Genomic DNA, 16,665 nt, shown 5'->3' with positions numbered 1-16,665 from the left:
GGGGGTTGTATCACAAAAATTATTTCAGACCGCGGAAGGCATTGGGGTTGCCCATCATGCCGCCCAGGCGGCGAGCAAAGCCCTTGGGGCTTTTCTTGAACTGCTTCATCATCTTCTGCATCATTTCAAACTGCTTGAGCAGCTTGTTCACGTCGGCCACGGTAGTACCGCTGCCGGCCGCGATGCGGCGCTTGCGCTTGGGGTTGATGATGGAGGGCTTCTCGCGTTCTTCCTTGGTCATGGAATAGATCATGGCCTCGATGCGGTCGAATGCCTTTTCATCGACCTGACTGGGATCGATGCCGCTGCCGCCGGGCAGCATGCTCAGCATCGCGCCTGCACCGCCCATCTTGCGGATCTGTGCGAACTGGTCCAGCATGTCGTTCATGTCGAACTTGTTCTCCATCATCCGCTTGGCGGTCTCTTCGGCTGCCTTTTCGTCGGCCGTCTCCTGCGCACGCTCGATCAGGCTCAGCACATCGCCCATGCCCAGAATGCGGCTTGCCATGCGGTCGGGATGGAACACATCCAGATCGTCCAGCTTTTCGCCGGTGCCCTGGAACTTGATGGGCTTGCCGGTAACGGCCAGCACCGAAAGTGCCGCACCGCCGCGGGTATCGCCGTCGGTCTTGGTGAGGATGATGCCGTCGATGCTCACCTTCTCGTTGAAGGTCTTGGCAACGTTCACAGCGTCCTGACCGGCCATGGCGTCCACCACCAGCAGGGTCTCGTCCACAGGAACGGCTTCCTTGATGTCCACCAGCTCCTGCATGAGTACATCGTCGATCTGCAGACGACCGGCGGTATCCAGGATCACGATGTCATTGCCGTAATCCTTGGCGTGTGCCAGCGCCTTCTTTGCAATTTCCGGCGGCTTTGCGCCCGGCAGGGTGAACACCGGTGCGCCCGCCTGTTTGCCCACCACCTGCAGCTGATCGATGGCCGCAGGGCGGTAAATATCGCAGGCCACCAGCATAGGGCGGCGGCCCTGTTTGATAAAGTACTTTGCCAGCTTTGCGGCGTGGGTGGTTTTACCGTTGCCCTGCAGGCCGCAGAGCATGATGATCGTCTGGCCCTTGTTCTTGATGTTCAGGCGGGCCGCTTCGCTGCCGCCCATCAGGGCAACCAGCTCTTCGTTGACGATCTTGACCACCTGCTGTGCCGGGGTCAGGCTCTCCATGACCTCCTGACCCATGGCGCGTTCGGATACCTTTGCACAGAAGTCCTTGGCAACCTTGTAGTTGACATCGGCTTCCAGCAGGGCCATGCGCACCTCACGCATCGCGGCCTTGATATCTGCCTCGGTCAGCTTACCGTGACCGCGCAGCTTTTTGAACACACCGGCAAGGCGGTCGGTAAGGGATTCAAATGCCATTGTACGGTGCTCCTTTCACAGGTTTCAGCTCTCGTTTGCTTCGTCGATGGAGCGGATGAGCTTTAACATTTTGGTCAGCTGGTGTTCGTACTCGGTGGTGGTCAGGCCCTGCGGACCGGTGCACTCGAACCGTGCATCGATCACCATTTGCTCCAGCTCTTCCAGCTTCTGCTGCACGCGGCGGTAACGCGCCGCAAAGCCGACCTTTTCCTCCAGCTCCTTCAGCGCGTTCTCGCCATGCTTGATGGCATCCCGCGCACCCTGACGGGTGATGCCGAAGTTCTCGCCGATCTCGCTCAGCGAAAGGTCATCGTTGTAATACTGGCGCAGCATTTCGCGCTGTTTCTCAGTGAGCACCTCACCGTAAAAGTCCAGCAGATAGCCCATTTCCAGATCTTTTGCCATCCTCTGATCCCCCGGTTTTGTGCCTGTACTTTCGAGAAGTGATGTAAAGTTCATTTGCTTTACGGATGAAGTATAGCAGATGCACCGCATCCTGTCAAGAGCCTTTCGGAGATTTTTCCAGAAAATCCGCCAAAAATTCGCCGTTTTTGCTAAAACGCATCTTGACGCGCGCAGTCCTTTTGCGTTAGGATAATATTGTTGTATCCCATGAAAGGAGGGTCTTCGTGCCGATCTACCCCAATTTTTACCAGACGCTCAGCGCCTGCCCCATCGTGGAGCTGCGCGGCTATGCTGCCGCCTGCGGGCTGAAGGGACGGCTGTATGCCTATCTGGACTTTGCAGGCCCCACCGGCACGGCCCGGGACGGCCTTGCCGAAGGGATGCTGGCCCTTGCCATTGAAAAAAAGAAGCTGATCTCCGGTCAGCCCATCATTGAAGCGGCCTCCGGCCCGTTTGCCGCTGCGCTCACGCTGGCGGGCCTGACCGCCGGTCACCCGGTGGTTCTGGTGATGCCGGAAGATGCCCCCGCCCTGCGGCAGGAGACCCTGCTGCGGCTGGGTGCGCAGATCCGCCACAGCCCGGCCCGCAGCGGTGTGAACGGTGCCCGCCGTCTGGCGGCACAGACCGCCGCCGCCAACGGCTGGTACTACATGGACTGGCTTGCCAACGATGATAACCCGGAGTACCACCGCCGCGTTACCGGCCCTGCCATTGTGCAGAGCATCGCGCGGGAGGGCAAAAGTGCCGTGGACGCTATCGTGATCGGCGTGGGCAGTGGCGGCACCGTGACCGGCGTGGGCGAGACCATCAAGGCATGGACGAACGATGTGCGCATCGCCGCCGTGGAGCCTTACGAATCGCAGGCGCTGGGCGGCGGCCTGACCGGCCCCCACGGCATCAGCGATCTGGGCTACGGCTTTGTGCCGGAAAACTTCAACGCCTATGTGGTGGACAACGTGGTGGCGGTGAACACCACCGACGCGCAGCGGGCCGCGCAAAAGGTGCTGCGCACCGATGCCATCCCGGCTTCGGTGGCATCCGGTGCCGTTTTGCAGGCGGCCGCACAGCTCATCCATGTAGGTGCCAGCCGCTCTGCCCTTGCCATCCTGCCCGGACGGCAGATCGTAAATACATTATAAGGAGAAATCATAGAGTTCCCATGACAAACGACATGACAAAGGGAGCCATTACTCCGCTCCTGATCCGTTTTACCATTCCGCTGGTACTTGGCAACCTGTTCCAGCTCACCTACAACGCCGCCGACAGCATCATCGTGGGCAAGTTCGTGGGCGAGGAAGCTCTTGCCGCCGTCGGCACTTCCAACCCGCTCATGACTCTGGCCATCCTGTTTATCAACGGCATGTGTCTGGGTGCCGGCATTCTGGTCAGTACCGCATTCGGTGCCGGTAATACCCAGCTGATGGAGCATCAGGTGTCCACCACCGCCATTGCAGGCACCGTGTTCTCGCTGGCATTCTCGGCGCTGTGCGTCATTCTGGCCACGCCCCTGCTGCAGCTGATGCAGGTGCCCGCCGATATCCTGCCCATTGCGGTCAGCTACCTGCGCATCGTGTTTGCAGGCCTGATTTTCACCTTCTTCTATAACTTCCTTGCCGCCACCATGCGTGCACTGGGCGACAGCAAGAGTGCCCTGTATTTCCTGATGATCAGCTCTGTGCTGAACATCGGCGGCGACCTGTTCTTTGTGCAGGTGCTGAACTGGGGCAGCAACGGCTGCGCCCTTTCCACCGTGGTCAGCGAAGCACTGTGCTGCGTGCTGTGCGTACTGTACATCCGCTGGAAGGTGCCCATCCTGCAGCTGGGCAGGCGCTGGCTGGTGTTTGACGGCAAGCTGCTGCGCAAAACGGTCAGCTACGGCTGGACCAGCGCCATGCAGCAAGCCACCGTGCAGCTTGGCAAGATCGCTGTGCAGGCCATCGTGAACACCATGGGTGTCAACGCTATGGCTGCCTTTACCGCTGCTTCCCGCATTGACGACTTTGCCTATACCCCGCAGCAGAACATCGGCCACGCCATGACCACCCTCATGGCGCAGAACCGGGGTGCCGGCAAGCACGACCGTGTGAAGCAGGGCTTCCACTGCGGTATGCGCATCGAGGCCGCTTACGGCGTGCTGATCGCCGTTGTATGCTTTGCCGGTGCGCCCTTTATCATGAAGCTGTTCGTCACCGACCCGGAGGTCGTCCATCTGGGCGTGCGCTTCCTGCGCACGGTTTCCCTGTTCTACCTGATGCCCGCTTTCACCAACGGCATTCAGGGCTTCTTCCGCGGCATTGGCGATCTGAAGGTCACGCTGGTGTCCAGCACCTTCAACATGGTGTTCCGTGTGGCGGCAGCTGCGGTGTTCGTGCTGGTGTGGAAAATGGAGATCGAAGCTCTGCCTTACAGCTATGCGGTGGGCTGGGTCGTCATGCTGCTCTACGAGCTGCCCATGCTGGTTCGGTATCTGCGCAGCCATGGAGAGGAATTATAATCGTTTTATTTGATTTGTGATACGAAAAAGGCTCTGCATCGCAAGGATGCAGAGCCTTTTTCGTATTAAACTTACTTGCGGCTTGCCAGCAGATTCTCGATCTTCTTCAGCGGGTCGATAATGCTGGAAACAGACATGTCGTGGTTCAGAGCCACCACAAAGTATGCAGCGTACTTGGAAACATCCACATCCACATACCAGTCGCGGGTGAGCAGCTCAGGCATACGGTAGGTCAGGTTGGTGCCCACAACATAGGTCAGCTTGCCCTCGGCCACAGCCTTGTCGAACTTCTCCAGACCGCTGGTGAACAGGGGGAAGGTGGCGTTGGCGATGATGTTGGCAGCGCCGCGCTCCTTCAGGTTGCTGGCGACCTCCAGCATGCTCTCGCCGGAAGCAATGATGTCGTCTGCGATAAAGACGGTCTTGCCTTCCACGCTCTCGCCCAGATACTCGTGGGCAACGATGGGGTTGCGGCCATTCACCACGCGGGTGTAATCGCGGCGCTTGTAGAACATGCCCAGATTGCAGCCCAGCACGCTGGAGAAGTACATGTTGCGGTTCATGGCGCCCTCGTCCGGGCTGACCACGGTAAACTTGCTCTTATCAAAGGAGAGATCCGGGTCCTTCTTCAGCAGGCTCTTCAGCACCTGATAGGTGGGCATTGCGTTATCAAAGCTCATCAGCGGCACAGCGTTCTGCACGCGGGGGTCATGAGCATCAAAGGTGATGATGTTGCGCACACCCATGGTCTGCAGCTCCTGCAGGGCCACAGCGCAGTCCAGACTTTCGCGCACCACACGGCGATGCTGACGGCCGCCGTACAGGCTGGGCATAATGACCGACACACGGTGTGCCTTGCCGGCCACTGCCTGGATCAGGCGCTTCAGGTTGGCGAAGTGATCGTCCGGAGACATGTGGTTCTCGTAGTTGAACAGCTTGTAAGTCACGCTGTAGTTGCCGGGATCGACCACGATGAAGATATCGTCGCCGCGCACCGACTCCTTCACCAGACCCTTGGCATCGCCACTCTGGAAGCGGGGGCAGTCGCAAGGAATAATGAAGGTCTCTTTGTCAATTCCGGCAGCCTTGGCCCAGCGGACCAGATGCTTGTCGATCAGGCCGGTCAGTTCCTCTGCACCGGGGCAGGAGATCAGCCGCATATCTGCCACGCTGGGCTGCTCAAAGAACGACTTCGGGGAAATTTCAATAGACATAGTCATAACTCCTTATTGCTGTTTACGATCCGTATCATGCACACAAGAGCGCATATCTGGTTTTATTTTATCACATTTCGTCGATTCTGCCATATCAATTTGTTTCATGTCAGGATTTTCTGCGCCTTGCACAGCTGTTTTTCTTTTTTCTCAAAGAGAATGTGTGTTTTCGACAAAAAGACAGCCGATTCTTTGCCATTTCGCAAATTTCGGCCGATTTTCGTGGAAAAGTAAGACTTTTCTTTGTCTGAGCAGTCTGCCGGGATCGCTCTTCCGGGAGATAAAAATGCAGTGTGCCGGGCAGCAGAGATGCTGCTGTTTTCGCTCGTTCGCCCTCCCCGGCAGAGCCGCAAAAACAAAGGCATCTGCAGCAAATTTGCTGAGCTTCAGAAGCTCAGAAGCGATCGTTGCAGATGCCTTCTTATTTTATATGATTGCGATAGGTGCTTTGTGTTCCGCTTACAGGGCAGCAACCGCAGCCTTCAGGGCATCCACGCGGTCGGTGTTCTCCCACTTCACGCCCAGATCCTCGCGGCCCATGTGGCCGTATGCGGCCAGCTTGCGGTAGATGGGCTTGCGCAGGTCGAGTTCGCGGATGATGGCGGCGGGGGTCAGGTCAAAGACCTTTTCCACAGCCTGCTCGATCTTCTCATCCGAGACGGTGCCGGTGCCAAAGGTATCCACCATGATGGACACAGGCTTTGCCACGCCGATGGCGTAGGCCACCTGCACTTCGCACTGCTTTGCCAGACCCGCAGCCACAATGTTCTTTGCCACCCAGCGGGTCGCATAGGCTGCGCTGCGGTCCACCTTGCTGGGGTCCTTGCCGGAGAAGGCGCCGCCGCCGTGACGGGCATAGCCGCCGTAGGTGTCCACGATGATCTTGCGGCCGGTCAGGCCGGTGTCACCCTGCGGGCCGCCCACAACGAAGCGGCCGGTGGGGTTGATGTAATACTTGGTGTTCTCGTCCAGCAGCTCGGCAGGGATGGTGGCCTTGATGACCTTTTCCATCACGTCTGCACGCAGCTGTTCCATGCTCACGCTGTCGCTGTGCTGGCTGGAGATGACCACAGCATCCACACGCACGGGCTTGTTGTTCTCATCGTACTCCACAGTGACCTGGCTCTTGCCATCCGGACGCAGATAGTCCATCTCGCCGTTCTTGCGCACCTCGGTCAGGCGCTTTGCCAGCTTGTGAGCCAGGCTGATGGGCATAGGCATCAGCTCCGGGGTCTCATCGCAGGCATAGCCGAACATCATGCCCTGATCGCCTGCACCGCCCACCTGATCGTTGGTGCCCAGTGCGATGTCGGGGCTCTGGCCGTCGATGTTGGAGATGACGGCACAGGTGTCGGCATCAAAGCCGAACTTTGCGCGGGTGTAGCCGATATCTGCCACCACCTCGCGGACGACCTTCTGGAAATCCACATAGCAGTTGGTGGTGATCTCGCCCATGATGTGCACAAGGCCGGTGGATGCACAGGTCTCGCAGGCCACACGGGCATCGGGGTCGTGGGTCAGAATTTCGTCCAGAATGGCATCCGAGATCTGGTCGCAGATCTTGTCGGGATGTCCTTCGGTGACGGACTCAGAAGTAAACAGGTGTCTTGCCATTTGTTTTGCCTCCTAAAGTTTTTACAGCAGGGTGTGTATTTCTTGCTCCAACATTCCGTTCAAGCTTTTTTGCGCGAAAAATAAAAGCGCCCAGAGCCCGAAAGCTCTGAGCGTTGCACTCTTATCTCTCGGTTTCCCGCAGGATTTGGCACCTTGCGCTCACGCGCAGGTTGTCGGGCTTCACAGGGCCTGTCCCCTCAGCCGCTCTTGATAAGTCGGTATTCAGTTGGTACGTTCAGTATTCTATCATTGCTTCGTCAGATTGTCAAGAAGAGTATCACTCTTTTTAGACATTATTCTGAAATTGATGGAGCATTCCCCTGCTCCGGTACGGCATGGCCGTTCCGGGCGGCGTGGAAAGCGCGCTTTTCCGCATACATCCGCTCGTCCAGTTCCACCAGAAATTTCTCCACGCTGCCGCCCTCATACTTTGCCACACCGGTGGAGAAAGACAGCTGAAAGCTGCCCGCCGGGGCGGCGGCGTTATAGCGCTGCACCCGCTGCTCGATGGCGGCACAGACCTTATTCAGGATCTCCTCCGAGCCGTGCCGGATCAGCACCATGAACTCATCGCCGCTTATGCGGATAGCTACCGAGTTTGCCACCAGCGCCCCGGACAGGATGTGACCGATCTCCTGAATGGCGCGGTCGCCCGCACCATGACCGTAGGTGTCGTTGATCTCCTTGAAGCAGTTCACGTCCATCATGATGCCGTAAACATCCTTTTCCTGCGTGGCGTGGATGCGCTCCAGACAGTAGTTCATGTACTTACGGCCAAACAGGCCGGACAGCTCGTCGATATAGCTGCGCAGACTGCGGAGCTGACTGTCCACAAACACAAAGGCGATGGCCACCGACAGCCAGCCGAAGGCCATACCGTAGAACGCACCCTGCAGCACCGTGCCCACCGCACAGGTGATCACAAAGTAGTACACCGAGAAAAACTCCACCGTAACGCCATCGCGCTTGGCCTTATGCACCTGCCACACGCTCTCGGCATAATAGCCGAACAGCAGCAGGTAAAGCAAACTGTTCAGCGGACCGCGATGGTAAACGTTGTCCGCGGAGATGGTAAAGATCCATCCTGTGCCGAAAAGGTTCGCCGCCAGCAGCGCCAGAACAGCCAGCAGCGGCGCGCCCAGGAACAGATGCCTTCTGCACAGGCGTCCGGTGCTGCGGTAGACCCGGAAGTCCACATACAAACACCACGCAAAGCCCACGCTCACGGCAGCGCCGGTGCAGACGGTGTTCATGAGGTACAGCCAGAACCGGCTTGCCGCGCCGGGCACGCCGTCCAGCAGAAAGCTGATCGTCTCTGTCGCCTGTGCCAGCAGAGTCACCACCAGCATCTGGCAGAACAACTCACTTCCAACACTGTTTTTACTCTCGCCGCGCACCCGCAGCAGAAACAGAAAGCATACCAGCACCGCCCCTGTGCCATTGGCCACAAGGATCTCGGGTATATTCATTGCATTTCCTCCCCTGCCCGCCTTATCCCACAAGGCAGACAGCCCCTGTTTTATACAGTATCTATCTGTATTATATACCCTGCCGCGCTCTGCTTGCAAGGCTTGGCATCAAAAAGGGCCGCTGCACAGCAATTTGTGCAGCGGCCCTTGGGAAAACCAGACGATCCAGAACAGCCTCCGCGTGCGCTCTGGTTCTGTTCTGCGGAAATATTATTTATAATTGCTTTTTTCGCAGAAAGATCAATAGCCCTTTGCCTGCTCGCCGTTCAGAATTTTGACAGCGCGGGAGGTTCCCAGACGGTCAGCACCCAGCGCAAGGAAGGTTTCCATGTCCTCCACGGTAGAAATGCCGCCGGCAGCCTTGACCTTGCAGCGGCCATGCACGCCCTTGACCATCAGCTCCACATCGTGGAAGTTTGCGCCTGCGGTGGAGAAGCCGGTGCTGGTCTTGATGTAGTCCGCGCCTGCCTCGCAGACGATATCGCACATCTTTTCCTTTTCCTCGTCGGTCAGCAGGCAGGTCTCGATGATGACCTTCAGGACCTTGTCGCCCACCGCCTGCTTCACGGCGCGGATGTCCTCGCGCACGGCATCGTACTCCTTGTTCTTCAGGCGACCGATGTTGATAACCATGTCCACCTCGGCGGCACCATTCTCAATGGCTGTCTTGGCTTCAAACGCCTTGCTGGCGGTATCCATGGCACCCAGAGGGAAGCCTACCACGCAGCATACCGGGATGCGGCCCGCCATATACTCCACCGCCTGCCTGACGTAGCAGGTGTTGATGCAGACGGATGCGGTGTGGTTTGCAATGGCTTCGTCACACAGGGTCCGGATCTGGGGCCAGGTGGCCTCCGGCTTCAGCAGGGTGTGATCGACATGGGAGAGAATTTCTTCACGAGTCATGTTTGTTTCTCCTTTTTACTTGCTGGCACGGCGCACCTTCGCCATGCCGACAGCACTCAGGGCAATTGCAGTTGCTGAGACCGTTGCACCAATGATGCCCAGCACCAGACCGGAGACCAGAAATGCAAAACCTTTCAGACCACGCTTCATAAAACCGTACCTCCTAAATTATATTGGATATTTTCTCCGCCTGCGGCGGAGAAAATATCTCACTTGCGATTTTTAAAGATGATCAGCTTGCTGAACACATAGTTCAGCACGATCACCAGTACATTGGAAAAGACCTTCACGGCAAAGCCCCACAGTGCCTGCGCATTGTAGCGGCTGGTAACGAAGATCGCCGTGGGGCCGTCTGCACCGCCGATGACGGCAATAGCGGCAGAGCCATCCGTGACCCCCGCCGGTGTGCCTGCATAGGAGGCTGCCATCTGGATGGCCGTATCCGGGCCAAGCCAGTGGGCCACCACGCTCAGCACCCCCTGCATCAGCTCGTCCATCAGCGCTGCACCCTGCGCAGCCAGCAGATTGCCCAGCACCAGCATAATTGCAGTGTCCAGCAGCATTGTACCCAGACGACAGGTGACGAATGCACCAAATTCCCTCGCCATGGCCTTGCCATGCGTTTTGCTGCGGAACACAAAGGCGCGGTTGGTGCAGTAGGCAAACAGGATGCAGATGATGTTATCCAGCACATTGCCCCAGCTGTTGGCGGCTGTATAGCCAAACAGCTTGTTGAACAGCGCATACAGCACAATGTTCAGCAAAGTGCACAGCACGCCGAAAACCAGATAGCTCAGCACTTCCCAGTGTTTCTTGAAAAAATTTATCATAGTTCGTCAAACCCTCTCCGTCCGCTCGCGCTGCTCGCGTCCACCTCTCCCGAAGGGCGAGGTTTTATTGCGGGCGCGGCGAGCCTGCCCTCTTTTGCCAAAAGCTCTCCCCTTCGGGGGAGCTGTCACCGCAGGTGACTGAGAGGGTTCTCTCCTTAACAAAAACAGCCCCGCCGCCGTTTTCCCGGCAACGGGGCTGTTGATCGCATTGTGTCAGAAGCTTTTCTTCCGAACGAAAGGCTGATTACTCAGCGTCGTCGTTCAGCAGGGCCTTCATAGACAGGCTGATGCGCTTCTTGTCGAAGTCGACATCCAGCAGCTTCACATCGACCATATCGCCGACCTTCAGTACGTCAGAGACCTTCTCAACGCGGTCATTGCTGATCTCGCTGATGTGGACCAGACCATCAACACCCGGCAGGATGCGGACGAATGCACCGAACTTGGTCAGGGAGACGACCGGAGCATGGAAGGTGCTGCCGATGGGGTAGTTGTTCTTCAGCTGCTCCCAGGGGTTGTCCTCGGCCTTCTTGTAGCCCAGAGAGACCTTGTGGTTCTCGGTGTCGATGTCCTTCACATACACTTCGATGGTGTCGCCAACGGAGACGACCTCGGAGGGATGCTTGATGCGGTTCCAGCTCAGCTCGCTGATGTGGCACAGACCGTCCACACCGCCGATATCGACGAATGCACCGTAAGAAGTCAGGCTCTTGACAACGCCGGTGTAGGTCTTGCCCACCTCAACGTTTGCCCAGAACTCTTCACGCTTTGCCTTGTTCTGCTCAGCGGTCACCTTGTTGATGCTGCCGACGATCTTGCGGCCGGAGCACTCGGTGACAACCAGCTGAACGTGCTGGCCAACCAGAGCGGTGTAGTCCTCATCACGGCGCATAGTAGCCTGAGAACGAGGAACGAACACCTTGACGCCCTTGACGTTGACCACAACGCCGCCCTTGTTGAACTCGGTGACATCGCCTTCGACGACCTCGCCGGACTCAGCGGCCTTAGCGATCTCTTCCATGCCCTTGCGAGATGCGAGCTTCTTGCGGGAGAGCTGGATGACGCCATCCTGATCCATAACCTTCTCGACGATGAGGTCCAGCTCATCGCCAACCTTCACCAGGTCTTCGACCTTGGCGGAGGAATCATCGGTCAGCTCGCTCAGCTTGACAAAGCCGGTCTGCTTCGCTCCGATATCCACCTGGATCTCGTTGGCAGAGATGCTGGTCACGATTCCTTTCACAATACTGCCTGCATGAACACGCTTTTCCTCGGATGCATTCAGCATCTCCTCAAAGCTCATGCTGTCATTGATTTCTGCGCTCATACTGTTAAGTACCTCCTCAATAATAGACGATGGCGTTGAAGCCCCGGCTGTCACGCCCGCCACTTTAACATCTGCAAACCATTCCGGCCGAAGTTCGCTCGCTGTCTCGACCGTTACGGCACGCGTGTGTTTTGCGGCGACCTGTACCAGCTTTTGGGTATTGGAAGAATGATGACCGCCAATGACAACAATGATGTCGCATTTTTGGCTGAGGTCTTCCGCTTCCTGTTGCCTCGCCCACGTCGCATTACATATTGTATCAAAAATTCGGGCGTTTGTATAGGCTTTTTTGAGAAACTCCGAACTTTCTTGCCATTTTGTAACCTGAAATGTGGTCTGTGCAACTGCAAACAGGGGTTTTTGCGGGTCAGAGGGGCCTTTCCATGCCTTCAACTCGGCCAGATCGGCAAAAACGAACACCTCTCCGCGGGTGTGGCCCACGATCCCCTGCACCTCCGGATGGGTCTTGTCGCCTGCCACAAGCAGCACTGCCCCCGCCTTTTCGGCCTCGGCGGCAATGCGCTGGATCTTCTGCACGAAGGGACAGGTGGCATCATGGTAGGTGATGCCGCGCGCATCCAGCTCGTCGTACACGGTGCGCGGCACGCCGTGACTGCGGATGACCACCTCGTACCCGGCGGGCACATCGGCGATGGCATCCGCCACAAGGGCACCCTTTTTCTGCATATCCTCCACAGCCTGCGGGTTATGGATCAGCGGGCCGAGGGTGGCCACCTTGCAGCCTTCGTTCAGCAGGCCATAGGTCAGATCCACCGCCCGCTTGACACCAAAGCAGAACCCCGCCGTTTTGGCAACTCGGATCTCCATCTTTTACGCCCCCATCTTTTCCCACGCATCCAGTAGGGCCTGCTTGTTGGCACGCAGCTTTTTGGTGTCGCGGCGGCTCTCCATGGCAAACTGCTCTGCAGGCATCGGCTCGCCGTAGATCACCCGTACTTTGCAGAACAGGTGCATTTTTCCATCCGGCGTATCGTACAGGATGCGGCAGGGCACTACGTCCACCCCGGCCCCCGCCGCAATGACGAACAGTCCGCTCTTGGGCGGCAGAAGCTTTCCGTCCTTTTCGCGGGTCCCCTCCGGGAAGATGAGCAGGGTCTTGCCGTTTTTGCAGGCTTCAACGGTCTGCTCGATGGCAGCCATCTCATCCTTTGTGCCGCGCACGCACACCGCGCCGCAGCACCGGAAGAACCATGTCAGGAAGCCGTTGATCTCGAACAGTTCCTTCTTGGCAAATACGACCATCCGCCTGCTCCACCGGGTGACCACGATGAACACCGGGTCGATGGCGGAGACATGGGTGGGCGCAAGGATGCAGCCTTTGGTCTGCACCTTTTTCAGGTTTTCGCGCCCCTCTACATGGATGCGGAAACCGATATGCCACAAAAGCCACGCAAAGGGCACTAAGATGTAATATAATATCATTTTATCGTTTTATTCACTTTCTCCGCAATGATCTTCTTCATTGCAGCAAGGCTCTGTTCAAAATCCAGCTCCGAAGTGTCCAGCAGCACGGCATCGTCCGCCTGCTTCAGGGGTGCAGCGGCACGGTGGGTGTCCTGATAGTCCCGCTGCTTCACGTCGGCCAACACCTCTTCATAGGGAGTATCGATGCCCTTGGCCTGATACTCTTTCCACCTGCGTGTGGCGCGGGCTTCCGGCGTGGCGGTGAGGAAGATCTTCACCGTGGCATCCGGCAGCACCACCGTGCCGATGTCGCGTCCATCCATCAGCACGTCCTGCTTTTTGGCCATATCCCGCTGCAGTTCCAGCAGAAAGGCGCGCACAGCCGGGTTTGCGCCCACGGCAGAGGCAGCCATACCTGCGGCCTCGGTGCGGATGGCGGTGCTCACATCCTCTTCCTTTAAATAAATGTGCTGCTCGCCCTCAATGGAGGCCAGCCGCAGCTCGATCTGGGGAAGCAGCGCGTTCACTGCGTCGTTGTCCTTAGGGTCCTTGCCTGCGCGCAGGGCATACAGGCCGATGGCGCGGTACATGGCACCGGTATCCACATAAATATAGCCCATTTCAGCCGCCAGACGGCGTGCCAGCGTAGATTTGCCTGCACCTGCAGGCCCGTCGATCGCAACAGATACCATGTTGTATCTCTCCTTTTTTAAACTGAACAATTTAAAATGGCCTCCGCATTCGCTGTGGCCATCTTCAACGGAAAATTATTTTAAATATTTACAAATCTGGAAAATCTGCGGATTTTCCAGATTTGATTTTTCACAAGTGGGGTCGTAACGGAGAACTGCATTGCTGCTCGTTCCCTTCAGGAACAGTTGCGCAGCGGTCTGTGAGACTATCCCGGCAATAACTCTTTTTGTGAAAACGTATTTTGAAAACGACCGCAGTCGTTTTCAAAATACAAATCAAAAAAATCTATTCTAATAAATATGCCCAGAGCAGCGCGGAGGGCATTTAAAATTGTTTTATCTGTAATTACAGATTTTTTGCAAACGCCTGTGCAGTGCAGAAGGCGATCTGCAGGTTGTAGCCGCCGGTATAGGCATCCACATCCAGCACTTCGCCTGCAAAGTAAAGGCCCAGCGCCTTTTTGCTCTGCATGGTTTTGGGGTCCACCTCCCGCACGGACACGCCGCCGCTGGTGATCACCGCGTGGGCCAGATCGCCCCGGGCATCAATGGACACCCGCCAGTGCTTCATCAGCTGCACCAGCTCCCTCTTCTGCTCCCGGGTGATCTGGTTTGCCTTAGTAGCCGGGTCGATGCCCCAGCGCGCCACCATCACCGGCTGCATACTGGACGGCAAAAGCTTTACCAGCGCGCCCTGCGCCGCATGGTTTGCCAGCAGGGCAAAATCCCGCGTGATGCGGTCGTAAAGCTGTTCCTCGCTGAGAGCGGGCTTGAGGTCGATCTCCGCATGATACTTGTGTTTTTTCATGTCGCCCAGATGGCTGGATGCGCTCAAAGTCAGCGGGCCGCTGATGCCAAAATGAGTGAACAGCATTTCGCCCTGCTCGTCAAAAATGGCCTTGCTGTCCTCGAACAGGGTCAGGGTGACGTTTTTCAGCGCCAAGCCCATCATCTTTTTGCAGTCCGCGTCATGACTCACAAGACTGACCAGACTGGGCACCGGCTCGATGAGGGTGTGCCCGGCCTGCTGGGCCAGTTTGTAGCCGTCGCCGGTAGAGCCGGTGGTGGGGTAGCTCACGCCGCCGGTGGCCACCAGCACGGCATCCGCCCGGTACTCCCGGCCGGAGGTGCCCCGCACACCGATGCACCGCAGTGCCGGGCCTGCCTTTTTCTTTTTGGGGTGGCGCGGGTTTTCCGGTGCGGCGGGAGCTGCTTCCGGCTCCGGTGTTACCTCTTCCAATAGCAGCTTTTTCGCGCCGTCATGCACGAGTTCAGCATCCTGCGCATAGCGCAAAAGAGCCTGCCGGATCTCTTCGGCCTTGTCGGATACCGGGAACACCCGGCGTCCGCGCTCCACCTTCAGCTCCACGCCAAGGCCCTCGAACAGTTCCATGGTCTTTTCCGGTGGAAAGGCCCCCAGCGACGAATACAGAAAGCGCGGGTTCGTGCGCACATGGCGTAGAAATTCCTCTGCCGGGCAGTCGTTGGTCACATTGCAGCGGCCCTTGCCGGTGACAAGGATCTTCTGGCCGGGCTTGTCCATGTGTTCTAGCACCGTCACCTGATGCCCCTGCCGCACGGCGGCACCCGCCGCCATCAGTCCTGCCGCGCCTGCGCCGACGATCAATACTTTCGCCATCCGTTTTCTCTCCCATCGCCTAATAATACGAGTATATCATACCAGAATCGACACACAAAAGCAATGTGTTGCCGTATTTCTGCCAATTACAACAGCTGGGCAAGGATGCTGTTCTGCACGATGAGACCCGCCGGGGTCAGGGCAAGGGTGCGGCCATCAAAGCTTACATAGCCCGCCCGGACGCAGTTTTGCACAAAGGCCAGCTGTGCGGTGGAAAATTCTTTCCCGTAAAGTTTTTTGTATGCATCCAGCGAAAGGCCTTTGCGCAGGCGCAGCTGTAAAATAAGGTAGTCCTCTGCGCCGCAGCTGCCGTCCATCACCGGGGCGGCGGCATCGTTCAGGAAAGCGGCGGTGTCCGGCGGGTAGTAGAACCGTCTGCCGCCCATGCAGGAGTGCGCCGCCGGGCCAAGGCCCAGATAGTCGCCGCAGTCCCAGTAAATGAGGTTGTGTCTGCCCTCATAGCCGGGCTTTGCAAAGTTGGAGATCTCGTACTGTTTGTAGCCGTGGTGTTCCAGCTGTTCCACTGCATAAAGGTAAAAATCGGCGGCTTCATCGCCGGTGGGCAGGCCTTCGGGCGGATGTTTACCAAAGGCCGAATCCGGCTCGATCTTCAGCAGATATGCCGAAATATGGGTAGCCCCACCACCCTCGATCAGTTCCAGCGTTTCGTCAAACTCGGCTTCGGTGTAGTGCGGCAGTGCCAGCATGATGTCGCCGCTGATGTTCGCAAAGCCTGCGCGCCGCGCGGCGGCAAATGCAGCCCGCGCCTGCTTTGCCGTGTGCGGCCTGCCCAGTGTGCGCAGCTGGGTATCCCGGGCAGACTGCACCCCGAAAGAGATGCGGTTCACGCCCGCCTCCCGGAAGCCTGCAAGGCTTTCTTCCGTCACCGTCTCCGGGTTTGCTTCCAGTGTGATCTCGGCCCCCGGCATCGGCCGGGCCGCATCGATCAGCTGTTTTGCCTGCTCCGGGCGCAGCAGGCTGGGCGTGCCGCCGCCAAAATAAAGGGTGTCCGGCTGCAGAGGTGCTTCCGGCGCAAAGCGGGAAAGCTCCCGCAAAAGCGCATCCACATAAGCTTCCGGTACGCCGCGCTCACCGGGATGGGAATAGAAATCGCAGTATCTGCATTTGGAAAAACAGTAGGGTATGTGTAAATAAAGCCCAAGAGACATACAATATCACAGCCTTTTTCATGAAACGTTCATTTCTATGCAGTATACTATATTCCGTAGACCGGAGCAAGGAAAAAGTGTTCCGGCAGAAAGAGACTGGAGGAGT

At 57.6% G+C, this 16,665-nt stretch carries 15 protein-coding genes and 1 riboswitch; of the genes, 2 read left to right on the top strand and 13 right to left on the bottom strand.

Annotation, left to right across the window (positions count from 1 at the left end):
- Positions 1–19: 19 nt before the first annotated feature.
- A complete protein-coding gene (gene ffh, locus GKG34_RS08925; RefSeq protein WP_120080934.1) occupies positions 20–1,375 on the bottom strand; it encodes a signal recognition particle protein in 1,356 nt (451 codons plus the stop codon).
- Positions 1,376–1,399: 24 nt separating this feature from the next.
- Positions 1,400–1,780 carry a sigma factor-like helix-turn-helix DNA-binding protein gene (locus GKG34_RS08920; RefSeq protein ID WP_097775061.1) on the bottom strand — a complete coding sequence of 127 codons (381 nt, stop codon included), beginning with the start codon at positions 1,778–1,780 and terminating at the stop codon, positions 1,400–1,402.
- Positions 1,781–2,004: 224 nt separating this feature from the next.
- On the opposite strand from GKG34_RS08920, the gene GKG34_RS08915 reads away from it, so the two are divergent.
- Both GKG34_RS08915 and GKG34_RS08910 read left to right on the top strand, forming a co-directional pair.
- Positions 2,005–2,919, top strand: coding sequence for a pyridoxal-phosphate dependent enzyme (locus tag GKG34_RS08915; protein WP_097781517.1), 915 nt, complete (start codon positions 2,005–2,007; stop codon positions 2,917–2,919).
- 20 nt (positions 2,920–2,939) lie between these two features.
- Complete coding sequence (locus GKG34_RS08910; protein ID WP_154256037.1) at positions 2,940–4,274, top strand: MATE family efflux transporter; 1,335 nt, start codon at positions 2,940–2,942, stop codon at positions 4,272–4,274.
- Between the two features lie 71 nt (positions 4,275–4,345).
- On the opposite strand, the gene GKG34_RS08905 is transcribed toward GKG34_RS08910, so the two are convergent.
- From GKG34_RS08905 to hemW, 11 genes are all read right to left on the bottom strand, one after another.
- Entirely contained in the window at positions 4,346–5,488 is a 1,143-nt protein-coding gene (locus tag GKG34_RS08905; protein WP_044954082.1) for a ribose-phosphate pyrophosphokinase, read from the bottom strand.
- Between the two features lie 459 nt (positions 5,489–5,947).
- A complete protein-coding gene (gene metK, locus GKG34_RS08900) occupies positions 5,948–7,102 on the bottom strand; it encodes a methionine adenosyltransferase (RefSeq protein ID WP_005944710.1) in 1,155 nt (384 codons plus the stop codon).
- Between the two features lie 118 nt (positions 7,103–7,220).
- Positions 7,221–7,319, bottom strand: a riboswitch (SAM riboswitch).
- A gap of 76 nt (positions 7,320–7,395) precedes the next feature.
- The gene (locus tag GKG34_RS08895) at positions 7,396–8,571 is read right to left on the bottom strand and encodes a GGDEF domain-containing protein (RefSeq protein WP_154256036.1); all 1,176 of its coding nucleotides are present in this window, start codon (positions 8,569–8,571) and stop codon (positions 7,396–7,398) included.
- A 240-nt stretch (positions 8,572–8,811) separates the two neighbouring features.
- A complete protein-coding gene (deoC, locus tag GKG34_RS08890; RefSeq protein ID WP_154256035.1) occupies positions 8,812–9,477 on the bottom strand; it encodes a deoxyribose-phosphate aldolase in 666 nt (221 codons plus the stop codon).
- Between the two features lie 15 nt (positions 9,478–9,492).
- Positions 9,493–9,627 (bottom strand): hypothetical protein, encoded by a 135-nt coding sequence (locus GKG34_RS16070; protein WP_005944717.1) that lies wholly within the window; start codon positions 9,625–9,627, stop codon positions 9,493–9,495.
- Positions 9,628–9,686: 59 nt separating this feature from the next.
- On the bottom strand, positions 9,687–10,307 hold the full coding sequence (locus tag GKG34_RS08885; protein WP_154256034.1) for a GtrA family protein: 621 nt from the start codon (positions 10,305–10,307) through the stop codon (positions 9,687–9,689).
- Positions 10,308–10,551: 244 nt separating this feature from the next.
- Complete coding sequence (locus GKG34_RS08880) at positions 10,552–12,462, bottom strand: bifunctional 4-hydroxy-3-methylbut-2-enyl diphosphate reductase/30S ribosomal protein S1 (protein ID WP_097775054.1); 1,911 nt, start codon at positions 12,460–12,462, stop codon at positions 10,552–10,554.
- A gap of 3 nt (positions 12,463–12,465) precedes the next feature.
- Positions 12,466–13,077, bottom strand: a complete 612-nt coding sequence (locus tag GKG34_RS08875) for a lysophospholipid acyltransferase family protein (protein WP_154256033.1) — start codon at positions 13,075–13,077, stop codon at positions 12,466–12,468.
- Positions 13,074–13,751 (bottom strand): (d)CMP kinase, encoded by a 678-nt coding sequence (gene cmk, locus GKG34_RS08870; RefSeq protein ID WP_097775052.1) that lies wholly within the window; start codon positions 13,749–13,751, stop codon positions 13,074–13,076. The genes GKG34_RS08875 and cmk overlap by 4 nt, the downstream gene beginning before the upstream one ends.
- Before the next feature lie 346 nt (positions 13,752–14,097).
- Positions 14,098–15,390, bottom strand: a complete 1,293-nt coding sequence (locus GKG34_RS08865; protein ID WP_154256032.1) for an NAD(P)/FAD-dependent oxidoreductase — start codon at positions 15,388–15,390, stop codon at positions 14,098–14,100.
- Between the two features lie 86 nt (positions 15,391–15,476).
- Positions 15,477–16,559 carry a radical SAM family heme chaperone HemW gene (hemW, locus tag GKG34_RS08860; RefSeq protein ID WP_154256031.1) on the bottom strand — a complete coding sequence of 361 codons (1,083 nt, stop codon included), beginning with the start codon at positions 16,557–16,559 and terminating at the stop codon, positions 15,477–15,479.
- Positions 16,560–16,665: the final 106 nt, after the last annotated feature.

This window comes from Faecalibacterium sp. BIOML-A4 (genome assembly GCF_009679665.1).
GTDB classification, from domain to species: Bacteria; Bacillota; Clostridia; order Oscillospirales; family Ruminococcaceae; genus Faecalibacterium; species Faecalibacterium taiwanense.
The sequence above is the reverse complement of the archived record's forward strand: the minus strand, read 5'-3'. Positions and strand labels throughout refer to the sequence as shown.